The organism is Paracidovorax citrulli (assembly GCF_900100305.1).
Taxonomy (GTDB): Bacteria; Pseudomonadota; Gammaproteobacteria; order Burkholderiales; family Burkholderiaceae_C; genus Paracidovorax; species Paracidovorax citrulli.
In genome coordinates, this window is sequence record NZ_FNEY01000017.1 from 1 (window position 1) to 14,618 (window position 14,618).

15 protein-coding genes are annotated in these 14,618 nt (G+C 71.7%); 3 read left to right on the forward strand and 12 right to left on the reverse strand.

Features of this window, described 5'->3' with window-relative positions:
• The 8 genes from BLR99_RS12685 to BLR99_RS12720 form a co-directional block, all read right to left on the reverse strand.
• On the reverse strand, positions 1-246 hold a 246-nt coding region (locus tag BLR99_RS12685; RefSeq protein ID WP_139160163.1), incomplete at its 3' end, for a leucine zipper domain-containing protein.
• 117 nt (positions 247-363) lie between these two features.
• Positions 364-717 (reverse strand): thioredoxin family protein, encoded by a 354-nt coding sequence (locus BLR99_RS12690; RefSeq protein ID WP_011795750.1) that lies wholly within the window; start codon positions 715-717, stop codon positions 364-366.
• Between the two features lie 59 nt (positions 718-776).
• Positions 777-2,123, reverse strand: coding sequence for a molybdopterin molybdotransferase MoeA (gene moeA / locus BLR99_RS12695; protein WP_011795751.1), 1,347 nt, complete (start codon positions 2,121-2,123; stop codon positions 777-779).
• A 5-nt stretch (positions 2,124-2,128) separates the two neighbouring features.
• Entirely contained in the window at positions 2,129-2,716 is a 588-nt protein-coding gene (locus BLR99_RS12700; RefSeq protein WP_017440091.1) for a GNAT family N-acetyltransferase, read from the reverse strand.
• Positions 2,713-3,366 (reverse strand): molybdenum cofactor guanylyltransferase MobA, encoded by a 654-nt coding sequence (mobA, locus tag BLR99_RS12705; RefSeq protein ID WP_011795753.1) that lies wholly within the window; start codon positions 3,364-3,366, stop codon positions 2,713-2,715. Before mobA ends, BLR99_RS12700 begins: the two co-directional genes overlap by 4 nt.
• Before the next feature lie 13 nt (positions 3,367-3,379).
• Positions 3,380-4,522, reverse strand: coding sequence for a GTP 3',8-cyclase MoaA (gene moaA / locus BLR99_RS12710; protein WP_041828005.1), 1,143 nt, complete (start codon positions 4,520-4,522; stop codon positions 3,380-3,382).
• Positions 4,523-4,671: 149 nt separating this feature from the next.
• Positions 4,672-5,442, reverse strand: coding sequence for an SDR family oxidoreductase (locus BLR99_RS12715; RefSeq protein ID WP_011795755.1), 771 nt, complete (start codon positions 5,440-5,442; stop codon positions 4,672-4,674).
• A gap of 121 nt (positions 5,443-5,563) precedes the next feature.
• On the reverse strand, positions 5,564-6,040 hold the full coding sequence (locus BLR99_RS12720; RefSeq protein ID WP_011795756.1) for a hypothetical protein: 477 nt from the start codon (positions 6,038-6,040) through the stop codon (positions 5,564-5,566).
• Between the two features lie 214 nt (positions 6,041-6,254).
• On the opposite strand from BLR99_RS12720, the gene BLR99_RS12725 reads away from it, so the two are divergent.
• A complete protein-coding gene (locus BLR99_RS12725) occupies positions 6,255-6,887 on the forward strand; it encodes a superoxide dismutase (RefSeq protein WP_011795757.1) in 633 nt (210 codons plus the stop codon).
• A gap of 73 nt (positions 6,888-6,960) precedes the next feature.
• Positions 6,961-7,863 carry a ZIP family metal transporter gene (locus BLR99_RS12730; RefSeq protein WP_011795758.1) on the forward strand — a complete coding sequence of 301 codons (903 nt, stop codon included), beginning with the start codon at positions 6,961-6,963 and terminating at the stop codon, positions 7,861-7,863.
• A 36-nt stretch (positions 7,864-7,899) separates the two neighbouring features.
• Here BLR99_RS12730 and BLR99_RS12735 read toward each other — a convergent pair whose 3' ends face one another.
• Positions 7,900-9,333, reverse strand: coding sequence for an aldehyde dehydrogenase family protein (locus BLR99_RS12735; RefSeq protein ID WP_074687265.1), 1,434 nt, complete (start codon positions 9,331-9,333; stop codon positions 7,900-7,902).
• Positions 9,334-9,366: 33 nt separating this feature from the next.
• The gene (locus BLR99_RS12740; RefSeq protein WP_011795760.1) at positions 9,367-10,086 is read right to left on the reverse strand and encodes a Crp/Fnr family transcriptional regulator; all 720 of its coding nucleotides are present in this window, start codon (positions 10,084-10,086) and stop codon (positions 9,367-9,369) included.
• Positions 10,087-10,210: 124 nt separating this feature from the next.
• Here BLR99_RS12740 and BLR99_RS12745 point away from each other — a divergent pair, with 124 nt between their 5' ends.
• Positions 10,211-10,747 (forward strand): Mpo1 family 2-hydroxy fatty acid dioxygenase, encoded by a 537-nt coding sequence (locus BLR99_RS12745; RefSeq protein WP_011795761.1) that lies wholly within the window; start codon positions 10,211-10,213, stop codon positions 10,745-10,747.
• A gap of 15 nt (positions 10,748-10,762) precedes the next feature.
• Here BLR99_RS12745 and BLR99_RS12750 read toward each other — a convergent pair whose 3' ends face one another.
• Both BLR99_RS12750 and BLR99_RS12755 read right to left on the reverse strand, forming a co-directional pair.
• The gene (locus tag BLR99_RS12750; RefSeq protein ID WP_011795762.1) at positions 10,763-12,148 is read right to left on the reverse strand and encodes a M20/M25/M40 family metallo-hydrolase; all 1,386 of its coding nucleotides are present in this window, start codon (positions 12,146-12,148) and stop codon (positions 10,763-10,765) included.
• Positions 12,149-12,299: 151 nt separating this feature from the next.
• Complete coding sequence (locus BLR99_RS12755; RefSeq protein ID WP_011795763.1) at positions 12,300-14,381, reverse strand: sodium-translocating pyrophosphatase; 2,082 nt, start codon at positions 14,379-14,381, stop codon at positions 12,300-12,302.
• Between the last annotated feature and the right edge of the window lie 237 nt (positions 14,382-14,618).

Sequence of the window (14,618 nt, forward strand, 5' to 3'; positions counted from 1 at the left end):
CTGCTGTTCGAACAGCTGGACCTGCTCGGGTGGGCAGGCCTGGGGGCTGCGGTGCGGGCGGGAGCTGCGGTCGAGCAAGCCATCGGGGCCTTCGTTGCGAAAGCGGGCCATCCACTTGTAGCCGGTGCGCAGGCTCACGCCTGCGGCTTCGCTGGCTTGGCGCATCGTCCAGTTCTGCTGGAGCACTCTGTCGACCAGAAGGGCTCGACCTGCGCGGGTCAATCGCGCATGCTTATGACTGTTCATCCGGTGTCCTGTCCTGAGTTGCTGGGGCCTGGTAACCACAGCTTCCCAGGTCGGGCCTGGATGAACAACCTATTGAGACATCACACCTAGGCCTCCTGCCCGGCCCGCGGCGCCGGGTCAGGCCGGGCCGATGCTGATGGCCGGCGCGTGGGCGATGGCCTGCATGCCCGGATGCAGGGCCGTCGCGTCCTGCGGACGGACCACCCGGTCGATCTCCTTGCCGTCGCGCAGGAAAACCAGGGTGGGCCAGAGCTTCACGCCGAAGCTGCGGCCGAGCGGGCGGCCCGGGCCGTCCTCGACCTTGATGTGCTGTACGTGGTCGTGGTCCTTCAGGGCGGCTTCGATCAGCGGCTGCGCGCGCTGGCAGTAGCCGCACCAGGGCGTGCCGAACTCCAGGACGGCCGCGCCCTGCAGGCGGTCGATGTCCTCCCGTGCAGGGGCTTCGGCGAGGTGCTGGGCGGTATAGGGCATGGGCTTTCCGGTCGGTGGGGGATGGTTGCAAGGGTACGCCCGGCCAGGGCATTCCCGTGTCAGAGCATGCCGTCAAACAACAGCACGTCCACCGGCTCGCCCACGGCGACGGGGCCACGGGCGTGCGGCAGCAGGATGAGCCCGTGGGCCTGCACCATGGAGCTCAGCAGTCCGGAGCCCTGTGGCCCGGTGGTGCGCACGCGCAGGGCGCCGTCCGCATCCTGGAAGACGATGCCGCGCTGGTATTCGGTACGTCCGGGGCGCTTGTGCAGCGGTTCGGCCGCGAGGGCGCGCAACGCGGGCGGTGCCATGGGCTCGCAGCCCATCATCCGCCACAGCGCCGGCCGCACGAAGACGAGAAAAGCCACCATCGCCGCCACGGGATTGCCGGGCAGCGCGAACAGCACGGCGGCTCCGTCCGCTCCGGCTTCGCTGCTGGCGGCCCCCTCCGGGCGCGGGATGCGGCCCGCGGCCATCGGGCGGCCCGGCCGCATGGCGATGCGCCAGAACTCCACCTGGCCGAGGTGGTCGAGCAGCGTGCGCGTGTGGTCGGCGACACCCGTGCTGACGCCGCCGCTGGTGACGATGGCGTCGGCACGCGCCGCCGCCGCGCGCAGCGTGGATTCCAGGGCCTGCGGCTCGTCCGGGACGGCGCCCAGGTCGATGGGCTCCACGCCCATGCGTGCCAGCAGCCCGAACAGGGTGTAGCGGTTGCTGTCGTACACGGCCCCCTCGCGCCAGGGCGTTCCCAGGCTGAGGATCTCGTCCCCCGTGGAGAAGAACGCCACCCGCAGGCGGCGGACGACGGGCACCGTGGCCTGCCCGAGGCTCGCCAGCAGCCCGAGCGCGGCCGGCGCGAGCCGGGTTCCCCTGGCGAGGGCGGTCCGGCCGCGTGCAAGGTCCTCGCCCGCGCACCGGCGGTGGTCGCCCCGGCGGACCGCGCCCGGGGGGATGGTGATGTGCTCCATCCCGCCCGCGGGGGACGCGGTGAGGGCGGCTTCCTGGGGAATCACGGTGTCCGCTCCGTGCGGCATCACCGCGCCGGTCATGATGCGCAGGCACTGGCCCGGCCCGAGGCACCCCTGCCAGCGGTGGCCGGCGAGCACGGTGCCGGCCACCTGCAGGGTCAGCGGCTGCCCGTCCACCAGGGCCGCGCCGTCGAAAGCGAAGCCGTCCATGGCGGAGTTGTCGTGCGGCGGTACGTCCATGGGCGAGACGACATCCTCGGCCAGAATGCGGTCGAGCGCGGCGAAGATGCCCACCTGTTCGATGCCGCGCACCGGTTCGGCGAGTGCGGCGAGCCGCTCATGCACGGCGTCCACGGGCAGGTCGTGCGCCACGGTGGCTGCGGGGGCCGTGGCGGGCGGCGTCGATGGGGGCGGCGGGTGGCCTGGGCGAAAGGTCATGGGGCTCATGTGGCTCGGGGCAGCATGCGGTACATGTGAAGCTTGTCGTAAGGGATGCCGGCCACCCGGATGGCGCCCGGCAGCAGGCCCCAGGGGCGGAAGCCCTCGCTCTCGTAGAGCCCCACGGCGTTCCCGTTGACGGCGGTCACCGACAGTTCCAGCAGTTCGAGCCCGTCCATCTGCAGGGCGTAGTCGATGCAGGCGCGCAGCAGTTGCCGGCCGATGCCGCGCCGCTGGGCGTGCGTGGCGACCATCATGGCGATCACATGGGCGCAGTGGCGCTGCTGCAGGCGCTCCTGTCGCTCGCAACCCACGCTGCCCAGCAGTTCGCCGGAATCTGCATCGAATGCACCGAGAAAGAAGAGGCCCGAGCCTGGCGTGCCGAAGCTTGCCGCATAGGATTCGGCCGGCCTGGCGACCGCGCTGGCGTAGTCCGATGTGAAGGCCTCCGGCGCGGCGAGCAGGGCCGCATCCCGCAACGCCTTGTAGGCGGCCGCATGGGAGGCGTCCAGCAGGCCGATGCGCACGGCCGGCATCCCTGGTGGTCCGGAGGGGCCGCCGGACACGGAAGGGGCGGGGGCGGTCGGGTTCATACAGTGTCGGTTTCCAGGCGGTGCAGCTCGTCCAGGGTGTTGGCATTGCGGAAGGCGTGCGGGTCGTCTCCCGGCCGGTCGAAAGCGGCCGTGGCCAGGGCATGTCGGCCCATCCAGTCCAGCACCTTGCGCCCGCCCCCGTCCAGATAGCGCCGCAGGTCGTCCTGCAGGCCCGCGCGCAGCAGGCAGGCCACCGGGTGCCGGCGCAGCGGTGCCGGCCCGGGGGCGGGAAGGCCGGCCGGCACGGCTTCGGGGGCGGCCGCGATGGCGATGTCCGCGCCGGCCGCCATGGCGGCCTCGGCCAGCCGGGCGCCGAGGTCGGGCGGGAAGCGGGGCGTATCGCAGGGCACGGCCAGCAGCCAGGGTGTGCCGCACCATTGCAGGCCCGCCAGGATGCCGGCCAGCGGGCCGGGATGGCCGGGCAGGGCGTCACCCAGCACGGGAACGCCGAGCGCAGCGTAACGGTCCAGGTGGCGGTTGGCGCTGACCGAGAGCTTGCCCGGTGCGGCCTGCGGACGCAGCCGCTCCAGCGCGACCGCGGCGAGCGGCCGGCCCCGGAAGGGCTGCAGCCCCTTGTCCAGCCCGCCCATGCGCGAGCCCTGGCCGCCGGCCAGGACCATGCCGGCGATGTCCGCGCGGCCGATCACCATGGCCCCCCGCGCCTCATCCGCCGATGTAGCTCATCTCGACGCGCCGCGCGGCCGGCGCGCCGGTGGCCGGCGGCAGGCTGCCCCGCAGTTCGGAATAGCGGTCGGTGCGGCCCTGCCAGATGCCGGCGATGGCCGCGGCCAGATCGGGGTCGGCGGCCCCGCCGCGCAGCAGCGCGCGCAGGTCCCAGCCCTGCGTGGCGAAGAGGCACAGGTAGAGCCGGCCTTCCATCGACAGCCGGGCGCGGTTGCAATCGCCGCAGAACGCGCGGGTGACGCTGCTGATCGTTCCCACTTCTCCCAGGGCGGGGTCGTGCCGGCCCTGTGCGTCGGCATAACCCCAGCGCTCGGCGGTTTCTCCGGGGGCCGCGGGAGGCAGCTGCACCAGGGGCAGTTCCTGCCGGAGCCGGTCGATCACCTGCGCCGACGGTAGCACCTCGTCCATGCGCCACCCGTTCGTGGCGCCCACGTCCATGTATTCGATGAAGCGCAGCGTGATGCCGGTGCCCCGGAAATGGCGGGCCATGGGCACGATCTCGTGGTCGTTGGTGCCGCGCTTGACCACCATGTTGACCTTGATGCGCTCGAACCCGGCCGCCTGGGCGGCCTCGATGCCAGAGAGCACCTCCGCCACGGGAAAGTCCACGTCGTTCATGCGGCGGAAGACGCTGTCCTGCAGGCTGTCCAGGCTGACGGTGAGCCGCGCCAGCCCCGCGTCGCGCAGGGCCCGGGCCTTGCGGGCGAGCAGCGAGCCGTTGGTGGTCAGCGTCAGGTCGGGCACGCGGCCCTCGGCGGTGCGCAGCCCGGCGAGCTGCTCCACCAGGTTCTCCAGGTGCCGCCGCAGCAGCGGTTCCCCGCCCGTGAGCCGGATCTTGCGCACGCCATGGGCCAGGAAGACCCGCGCCAGGCGCGTGATCTCCTCGAAGCTGAGCAGGTCGCCGTGGGAGAGGTAGGGATAGTCCTTGCCGAAGACTTCCTTGGGCATGCAGTAGCTGCAGCGGAAGTTGCAGCGGTCGGTGACGCTGATGCGCAGGTCGCGCAAGGGCCGGCCCAGCGCATCGGCGAGCCATCCTGCAGGCCCTGCGAAAGGGCCTTCGGGCATGCGGGGCCGCAGCGCGGCGATGCGCTGGTCCACGAGCGGAATCACACGTTCGGCCATGGCTGGATTCTGCCGCATGGCCGCAGTAGGGGTATGGGCGGACGGCGGAATATTGATGCCCGTCAATTTCCCCGGCTTCCGTGGAGCCTCCTGCCGGCCCGAACCTTCGGTGCGAAAGGCCCTGGCGGCGGCACCTTCGCCTGACCGGGTCAGACGCAGCGGGCCCCGTCCACCTCGATGCAGGCGCCGCTCACGAAGGCGGCCTCGTCGCTCGCCAGGTAGAGCGCCGCGTTCGCCACGTCCAGTGCGGTGGAAAAGCGGCCGAGCGGGATCGTGGCCAGGAACTTCGCCCGCCGGGCATCGTCGAGCTCTCCGCCCGCGAACTCCGCCGCCAGGCCGGTATCCGGGTTGAACACCGGGTTGATGCAGTTCACCCGGATGTTGTCCGGGCCGAGCTCGGCCGCCATGGACTTGCTGGTCACGATCACCGCGCCCTTCGATCCGTTGTACCAGGTCAGCCCCGGCCGCGGCCGCAGCCCGGCGGTGGATGCGATGTTGATGATGCAGCCGCCGCGCCGCCGCGGGTTGCCGCGCATCGCGGGCACCGCGTGCAGCGCCGACAGGTAGATGCTTTTGACGTTGACCGCGTACACGCGGTCGAATTCTTCCTCGGTCACTTCGAGCATGGGGCGGTTGCGGTGGGTCCAGCCGGCGTTGTTGACCATCACGTCGAGCGATCCGTGGCGGGACACCGCCTCGGCCACCAGGGCCCGTACTTCGTCCGACCGCGTGACGTCCGCCGCGAAGGCGTGGGCGGTGCCCCCGTCGCCGCTGATGGCGGCCGCCACGCGTTCGGCGGCGTCGGGCCGGATGTCGTTCACGATGAGGAGGGCGCCTTCGGCCGCCAGCCGCCGTGCGATGCCTTCGCCGATGCCGCCGCCGGCGCCGGTGACGATGGTGGATTTGCCCTGGACGCGCATGGGTGATGTCCTGTGATGCCGCAACGGGGGGGCCGGCCGGTGGCGCCCGGCGAGCGCGTGGTGGCCGGTGAAGAGGTGTGTGGCAGTGTAAGGCGCCAGGCCGCCCTGCCTGCGGCTGACGTCAGCACTTGAGCCAGTAGAACTCCCGGCGCGCGCGGTGGAGCTCCGCGTCGGCCGCAGCCCGGGCTTCTCCCGTGGCGTGGGCGGCGCGCTGCTCCAGGGACGGCAATCGGCCGTCCAGCATACGGCACTGCTGCTTGTCGTCGGGCGAGAGCTGGAGGCGGCGACGCTCGACGTTCATCCGCTCGTGCGACAGGCCCGTGAGCGGGCGCAGGGCATCGTCCACGAGCTTGCGGTACTCGTCGCGCTGAACGTCCGCCCCCTTGCGGCTCACCCCGGACATCTTGTCCATGCCCTGCGTCGGCGTGGCATCGATCACCTTGCCGCCCAGGCAGGGCTCGTGGGAATAGCCGACCTTCCCACCCTGTTCGCAGCGGTAGACGGCCTGCTGCGCGGTGGCGCCCAGGGACGCCAGACCGAGCAGGGCCGCCGTGGCAAGGCAGGCCGCCCGACGGTTCGGCTTTTGTGAATCGTTCATGGTGCCCTCCCGGCCTTGTCGTTTTCTCGGTGTGGGATGCATGGTAGTGGTTCTGCACCCTTTCTTTTTTAAGTCTTGCGAGTCCCGACATGCCAGCCGGATGTTGGCGGGGCAGGGAAGGACCATGTCCTACTTGACATGGTTGAGAATAAAAATAATTATCATTTGATTTCATCGATTCTTTTTCATTCGACCCAGCCAGAAGGTGACCCCCATGCCGCACACGCTGCCCGCCTTGCCTTACGCCTACGATGCCCTGGAGCCGCACATCGATGCGCGCACCATGGAGATCCACCACACCAAGCACCACCAGACCTACGTCAACAATCTGAACGCCGCGCTGGAAGGCACGCCGCATGCCGACACCCCGGTGGATCAACTCGTCGCGGGCCTTCGGTCCTTGCCGGAATCACTGCAGACGGCCGTGCGCAACAACGGCGGAGGCCATGCCAACCACAGCCTGTTCTGGACCGTCATGGCTCCCGAAGGGCAGGGCGGCGGCGGACAGCCGGGCGGTGCGCTCGGCGAGGCGATCGACCGGGACCTGGGCGGTTTCGATGCGTTCAAGGAGGCTTTCACCAAGGCGGCGCTCACCCGCTTCGGCAGCGGCTGGGCCTGGCTGGTGGTCGATGGTGCCGGCCGGCTCGCGGTCGAGAGCAGCGGCAACCAGGACAGCCCGCTCATGGCCGGGCTGCTGTCCGGGCACACGCCGATCCTCGGACTCGATGTGTGGGAGCACGCCTACTACCTTCAGTACCAGAACCGGCGCCCTGAATACATCGCCGCGTTCTATCGTGTGATCCGTTGGGACGAGGTGGCGCGCCGGTACGCGAAGGCCCGCGGCTGACTCCGCCGACGTCCCCGCCCGTCCCCGAACGCCCGGGATCTTCATCGTGGAAAACCCGCCGGAGCCTCCGTCCATGCCCGCCCAGAACACGCTTTCACTGCGCCGCCCCATCTGGGGCCCCCGCCGCTGGCTGGGCCTGGCCATCGCCGTGGCGGGCGCCGTGGTGCTGGCGCTGCAGTTCACGCAGTTCCTCCAGGCGAATCCGCGCGTGGCCCAGGCCTGGCAGGGCGGCCTCGTCGCGGCGCTGGCGACGGCGCTGGGCACGCTGCCCGTGGTGTTCTCGCAGCGCCTGTCGGAACGCGTGCAGGACACGCTCTTCGGCTTCGGGGCCGGCGTGATGCTGGCGGCCAGTTCCTTCTCGCTCATCATCCCGGGCCTGGAGGCCGCGAAAACCAACGGCGCCGGGTCATGGGCGGCCGGGGGCATCGTCGGCGCGTCCATCCTGCTGGGAGGGCTGGCGCTGCTCGCCATGGAGCGCGTGCTGCCGCACGAGCATTTCATCAAGGGGGTGGAGGGCGGCCCCTCGCCGCGCACGCTGCGGCGCACCTGGCTGTTCGTCTTCGCGATCGCGTTGCACAACCTGCCCGAGGGGCTGGCGATCGGCGTGGCCTACGGCGGCGCCAGCCCGCTGCAGGCCGGCACGCTCACGGCCGGCATCGCCATCCAGGACGTGCCCGAGGGCCTGGTGGTGGCGATGGCGCTGCTCGCGGCGGGCTACCGGCGCTGGCTGGCCGTGCTGCTGGGCATGGCCTCGGGCCTGGTGGAGCCGCTGGGCGCGGTGCTCGGCGCCTCGGTCATCGGCCTGTCGGCCGGGCTGCTGCCCTGGGGCCTGGGCTTCGCTGCCGGGGCGATGCTGTTCGTCATCAGCCACGAGATCATTCCCGAGTCGCATCGCAAGGGGCACGAGTCCTGGGCCACCGGCGGGCTCATGATCGGCTTCGTGCTGATGATGCTGCTCGATACCGCGCTGGGCTGACGTGTCCGCGCACGGATCGCCGCCCGCCGCTGCGGCTCATCCGTGCCGGATGGCCACGGTCTTGAGCGTGGTGAAGCCGTGCAGCGCCTCCAGGCCCTTTTCGCGGCCATGGCCGCTGGACTTCACTCCGCCGAAAGGCAGTTCCACGCCGCCGGCGGCGCCGTAGTTGTTGATGAACACCTGGCCGCTGGCGATGCGCCGGGCCATGCGGAACTGGCGCCCGCCGTCGCGCGTCCACACGCCGGCCACGAGGCCGAAGCGCGTGGCGTTGGCCAACTGCGCGGCGTGGTCCTCGTCCTCGAAGGGCATGGCCGAGAGCACGGGGCCGAAGATTTCCTCCTGCGCGAGGCGATGGTCCGGTGGCACGTCGCGCAGCAGCGTGGGCGCCTGGTAGAAGCCCGTCTGCGGCGCGCCGTCCACCACGGTGCCCTGGGCCATGACGGGGATGCCGGCCACCTGCGCGTCGGAGAGGAAATCCCACACGCGCTGCTGCTGGCTCTGGCGGATCAGCGGCCCCAGGTCGAGGTCCATGGCCGCGGGCCCGACGCGCAGCGCCTCGAACAGGCCGGCCAGCCGCTCCAGCACCCGTTCGTAGATGAGCGCATCGATCAACATCCGCGAACCGGCCGAGCAGGTCTGGCCCGCGTTCTGCACGATGGCGTTGACGACCGCGGGCAGGGCGGCGTCCAGGTCGGCATCCGCGAACAGGATCTGCGGGCTCTTGCCGCCCAGCTCCAGCGTGACCGGGCAGTGCCGCTCGGCCGCGGCCTGCTGGATCAGCGTGCCGATGCGCGGGCTGCCGGTGAAACTGATGTGGTCGATGCCGGGGTGGCGCGCGAGCGCCTCGCCCACCTCGTGCCCGTAGCCCGTCACGATGTTGATCGCGCCCGGCGGAAAACCCGCCTCGGCGGCCAGCTGCGCGACCCGCAGCAGCGAGAGGCAGGCGTCCTCCGACGGCTTGACCACGCAGGTGTTGCCCGCCGCCAGCGCGCCGCCCACGCAGCGTCCGAAGATCTGCATGGGGTAGTTCCAGGGCACGATGTGCCCCGTCACGCCGTGCGGCTCGCGCCAGGTGAGCACGCTGTAGCCGTCCATGTAGGGGATGGTGTCGCCGTGGAGCTTGTCGCAGGCACCGGCATAGAACTCGAAATAGCGCGCCAGCGCGACGGCATCGGCACGCGCCTGCCGGGTGGGCTTGCCGCAGTCGCGCCGTTCGATGTCCGCCAGTTCCTCCGCATGGTGCGCCACCACTTGCGACAGGCGCGTCAGCAGCCGGCCGCGCTCGGCCGGTGCGAGCGTGCGCCACGCGGTGTCGTGACAGTGCCGCGCCGCGCGCACGGCCGCGTCGATGTCCTCGGCCGTGCCGCGCTGGATCTCGTCGTAGGGCTGGCCGTCGGAGGGGTCGATCACCGGCAGGGTGCGGCCGCCGGTGGAGGGTACCGCGGCATTGGCAATGTGGTGGTACTGCATGCGGGCCATTGTGCGACACGCGCGTCCTGCCGGTCAGCCGCAGGCCGCGCGCAGGCCGTCCAGGTCCAGGATCTCGACGCCGCCGCGGTGCATGCGCAGCAGGCCGCGGCCCTGCAGGTCGCGCAGGATCTGGTTGGTGGTCTGGCGCGAGAGCGCGAGCATCAGCGCCAGTTGCTCCTGCGACAGCGAGAGCAGGCGGCGCGTGCGCCCTTCGCCGGCCCACTGCCCGTAGCCCTCGGCCATGAGCACCAGCCGCCGCGCGAGGCGCTGGGGCGCGGGCAGCAGCGCGAGCTCTTCCAGCGCGACGAAGGCGGTGCGCAGCTTGTCGGCCAGCAGCATGCCCAGGGCGTGCCAATGGGCCGGATGCCGCGCCAGCCAGGCCAGCAGGGGCGCCTGCGGCACGTGCAGCAGCAGCGTGCCGGGCTCGGCCGCATGCGCGTCGTGCGTGCGCGCGGCGCGGTCGAAGACCGCGATCTCGCCGAACCAGGCGGGTGGCTCCAGCCGCGTGAGCAGGGCGGCGCGTGGCTGCGGATCGGGGCCGCCCACGCCGGAGATGTCGATCGCGCCGCGCACGACGGCATACAGCCCGCACGGCGGATCGCCCCGCAGGAAGAGCGCCTGCCCGGGCTGCAGCGCGCGCATGTGCGCCATGCCGGCGAGCGCACCGGCCAGCTCGGGGGGCAGGGCGGCGAACCACCGGCCCGAGGCGAGCGTGGCGAGATGGTCCGCGGGGGAGGTCAGGGCGTCGGGCATGCGGGGGGACCGGGGCGCCGCTCCGGTGGGTTGTGTCGGCTGGCCGACAGACGGTGCGGCGGCCACCGCGGATTATTCGCTCCAGGCACCCCGACCGAGAGGGCCGCCACGCAGGAGACGCTCCATGAAAACCCTGATCGACCATCTGTCGCAGTACGCGGACTACCACCGCGATCCGCGCAATATCCAGACCCATTTCGTCGGTGTGCCCATGATCATGCTGGCCGTCACGGTGCTGCTGTCGCGTCCGGCGTGGCAGGCCGCCGGCCTGCTGCCGGTGTCGCCCGCCCTCGTTGCGGCGCTGGCCGCCAGCCTGTTCTATTTCCGGCTCGATGCGCGCTACGGGCTCGCGATGGCCACGGTGCTGGCCGCCATGCTGGCCGTGGGCCAGTGGCTGGCGGGGCAGGGTACCGCGCTGTGGCTGGGTGCGGGCCTGGGCCTGTTCGTGGTCGGCTGGGTGATCCAGTTCGTGGGCCACTATTACGAGGGCCGCAAGCCCGCCTTCGTGGACGACCTCGTGGGCCTGATCGTCGGGCCGCTTTTCGTGGCGGCCGAGATCGGCTTCGCGCTCGGGCTGCGTCGCGAGGTGCAGGCGGCGGTCGAGGCGCGCTCGGGCCCGGTGCGCCTGAACGAGCGGCCGGGCCGGCCGGCGCGGGCCTGACCCGGGTCCTTTCCCTCAGCGGCGCGGGCGGCGTGCCAGGACCGGCTCGCTCACGCCCTGCACGCCCACCAGTGTCAGTACCGTGGCGAGCCCGGTCTGCGCGCCCTTCCAGGCATCGGCCGGGTCGAACCACTCGCCCAGCGCGTGGAAGCCGCCGGTCTTGCCGCCGCTGCCCAGGATGATGGCGGGGATGCCCAGCCCCATGGGCACGTTGGCGTCGGTGCTGGCCGCGCGCAGCGTGGGCTTGCCGCCCGAGGCGATGACCGAGGCCACGGCGGCCTGCACGATGGGCTCGCCGGCGGCGGTGGCGCCCGCCGGGCGGTCGCCGATCATCTTCGGCTCGGCCGTGATCCGTGCGGCGGTGTTCCAGCGGCGGTTTTCTTCCTGAACGCCGCGCTGGATGGCGGCCATGATGTCTTTTTCCGCCTGCAGCAGCGCGGGCAGGGCGTTGGAGCGGATGTCCACGGCCATCGTGGCGTCGCCCGCGATGGTGTTCACGGAGGTGCCGCCGCCCACCTTGCCCACGGTGAAGGTGGTCTTGGGATCGGCCGGCACCTGCACGTCGCCGATGTGCGCGATCGCGCGGCCCATCGCATGGATCGCGCTCGGCACCTGTCCGAAGGCCGCGAAGCTGTGGCCGCCCGGCCCCTTGAAAGCGACTTCGTAGCGGTGGCTGCCCGTGCCCTGGTTGAGGATGCCGTCGCCCTCGCCGGGCTCCAGGCCGACCATGCCGTCGATGTCCGCATGCTCGCGGAACAGGGCCTTCATGCCGCGCAGGTTGCCCAGTTCCTCCTCGCCCACATTCGCCACGAAGACGATGTCGCCCACCGTCTGCAGCTGGCGTTCGTTGAGCGCCTTGAGCCAGGAGAGCAGCACCGTGACGCCGCGCGTGTCGTCCGAAATGCCGGGGGCGTACAGCCGGCCGCCTTCCTCGCGCACGGTGAGGTCGGTGCCCTCGGGGAACACGGTATCGAGGTGCGCCGACACCACCAGCCTGGGGCCGTTGCCCGTGCCCTTGCGGATGCCCACGGCATTGCCTTCCCGGTCGATGGCGGCATCGGCCAGGCCCAGTTCCTGGAAACGCTTCACCACGTATTCGGCGCGGCGCTGTTCCTTGAAGGGCGGCGCGGGAATCTGTACCAACTGGCGCAGTTCGGCGATGGCGCGGTCATGGTCTGCGCGCACGCCGTCCAGTACCTGCTGCACGGCGGGGGCCGAACGCACGGCCTGCAGCGCACGCTGCACGGCCGGGCTGGCGCCGGGCTGCGGTGCGGTGGCCTGGGCGGAGGCCGGGCCGGCGGCGAGCGCGCCGAGCGCCAGCACGGCCGCCAGGACGGGCTTCCAGCCGGCGGGCGGCTGGCGGAAAGCGGGGAGGGATCGAGGGGATGCGTGCAGTGGCATCGGACAGCCTTTCTTGGGAGGACCGGGGAGAGGGCCACCTTACCCCGGGCCAGGCCCCTGGCTTGTCACCTGCGGGCGGCCCATCCCCATGGTCTCCGGGCTCCCAGGGCCGGCAGCTATGGTCGCGCGGCGCAGGGCCGTCGGCTCAGCCTCAGCCGTGCAGCCGTGCCACCAGCGGCACGATGAGCAGCGCCACGATGTTGATGATCTTGATGAGCGGGTTCACGGCCGGCCCGGCCGTGTCCTTGTAGGGGTCGCCCACGGTATCGCCGGTGACGGCGGCCTTGTGCGCCTCGCTGCCCTTGCCGCCGTGGTGGCCGTCCTCGATGTACTTCTTGGCGTTGTCCCAGGCGCCGCCGCCGGTGCACATGCTGGTGGCCACGAACAGTCCGGTGACGATGGTGCCCATGAGCAGGCCGCCCAGTGCGCGCGGCCCGAGCAGCAGGCCCACCGCGATGGGCACGGCCACCGGCAGCAGGCTGGGCACCACCATTTCGCGGATCGCGGCTGCCGTGAGCATGTCCACCGCGCGGCCGTACTCGGGCTGGGCGCGGCCTTCCATGATGCCGACGATGGTGGAGAACTGCCGCCGCACTTCCACCACCACGGCGCCCGCCGCGCGGCCCACGGCCTCCATGGCCATGGCGCCGAACAGGTAGGGCACCAGGCCGCCGATGAACAGGCCCACGATCACCAGCGGATCCGACAGGTCGAAGCGCAGCGCCTGCCCCTGCACGCCGAGCTGGTGCGTGTAGTCGGCGAACAGCACCAGCGCGGCCAGGCCGGCCGAGCCGATGGCGTAGCCCTTGGTGACGGCCTTGGTGGTGTTGCCCACGGCGTCGAGCGGATCGGTCACGGCGCGCACGCTGGCCGGCAGTTCTGCCATCTCCGCGATGCCTCCTGCGTTGTCGGTGATGGGGCCGTAGGCGTCCAGCGCGACCACGATGCCGGCCATGCTGAGCATCGCCGTCGCGGCCACCGCCACGCCGTAGATGCCCGCGAGGGTGTAGGAGACCAGGATCGCCATGCACACGAACACCACCGGCCAGGCGGTGGAGCGCATCGACACGCCCAGCCCCGCGATGATGTTCGTGCCGTGCCCGGTGGTGGAGGCCTGCGCGATGTGGCGCACGGGTGCGTACTGCGTGCCCGTGTAGTACTCGGTGATCCAGACCAGCGCGGCGGTGAGCGCCAGGCCCGTGGCGCAGGCGCCGAAGAGCCGCCCGGCGGTGGCCTGCGGAAAGAGCGCGGCATCGGGGAACAGCCAGAACGTGACCAGCGCGAAAGCCGCCAGCGACAGCCCGCCGGCCACGGCCAGGCCCCGGTAGAGCGCAGGCATCACGTTGGTCATGCCCGGCGACGCCTTGACGAAGGTGCAGCCCGCGATCGAGGCCAGGATCGACACGCCGCCCAGCGCCAGCGGGTAGGCCACGGCCAGTGCGGGCGGGATGCCGAGCAGCGTGCCCAGCACCATGGCGGCGATCAGGGTCACCGCGTAGGTCTCGAACAGGTCGGCCGCCATGCCGGCGCAGTCGCCGACGTTGTCGCCCACGTTGTCGGCGATCACGGCCGGGTTGCGCGGGTCGTCCTCGGGGATGCCGGCCTCCACCTTGCCCACCAGGTCCGCCCCCACGTCCGCGCCCTTGGTGAAGATGCCGCCGCCCAGCCGTGCGAAGATGGAAATCAGCGATGCGCCGAAGGCGAATCCGATGAGCGGATGCAACTGCGCCGCCATGCCCGCACCGGACCCCGGCGCCGCCGGTCCCGCATGCAGCAGGAAGGCGCCGAAGCCGGCCACGCCCAGCAGCCCGAGGCCCACCACCAGCATGCCCGTGATCGCGCCGCCGCGGAACGCCACCTGCAGCGCCGGGCCGATGCCCCGTGCCGCCGCCTGCGCGGTGCGCACGTTGGCGCGCACCGAGATGTTCATGCCGATGAAGCCGCAGGCGCCCGATAGCGCCGCGCCCAGCGCGAAGCCGGCGGCCGTGCGCAGGTCCAGGAAGAAGCCGATGAGCACCGCCAGTACGGCCCCCGCCACGGCGATGGTGCGGTACTGCCGAGTGAGGTAGGCGGCCGCGCCGGCCTGGATCGCGGCGGCGATGGCCTGCATGCGCTCGCTGCCGGCGTCCTGGGCCAGGATCCAGCGGCGCGCCCAGAGTCCGTAGGCCACGGCGGCCGCGCCGCAGAGGAACGCCAGCCAGAGTGCGGGGGGGAAGAGGGGGGATGCAGCCATGCTCGTCGTCTCCTGTCAAAGGGGTGCACGAAAAGGAAACACGCAACGCATCGCGGGTGTTTCCGCTGCGTTGCTTCCTCGTGCCCATCGGCCCGCGAGGGCGGGTGGAGACGATTGGCCAACGCCCGCAATGTACGCCTGCAGGCGCGCCGCCGCAAGCGATGCGCCACGCGCGGACCGGGAGGCGCGCATCCGCCGCTCTAGAATGCGCCCCTGCATTCCATCACCATCCCAACC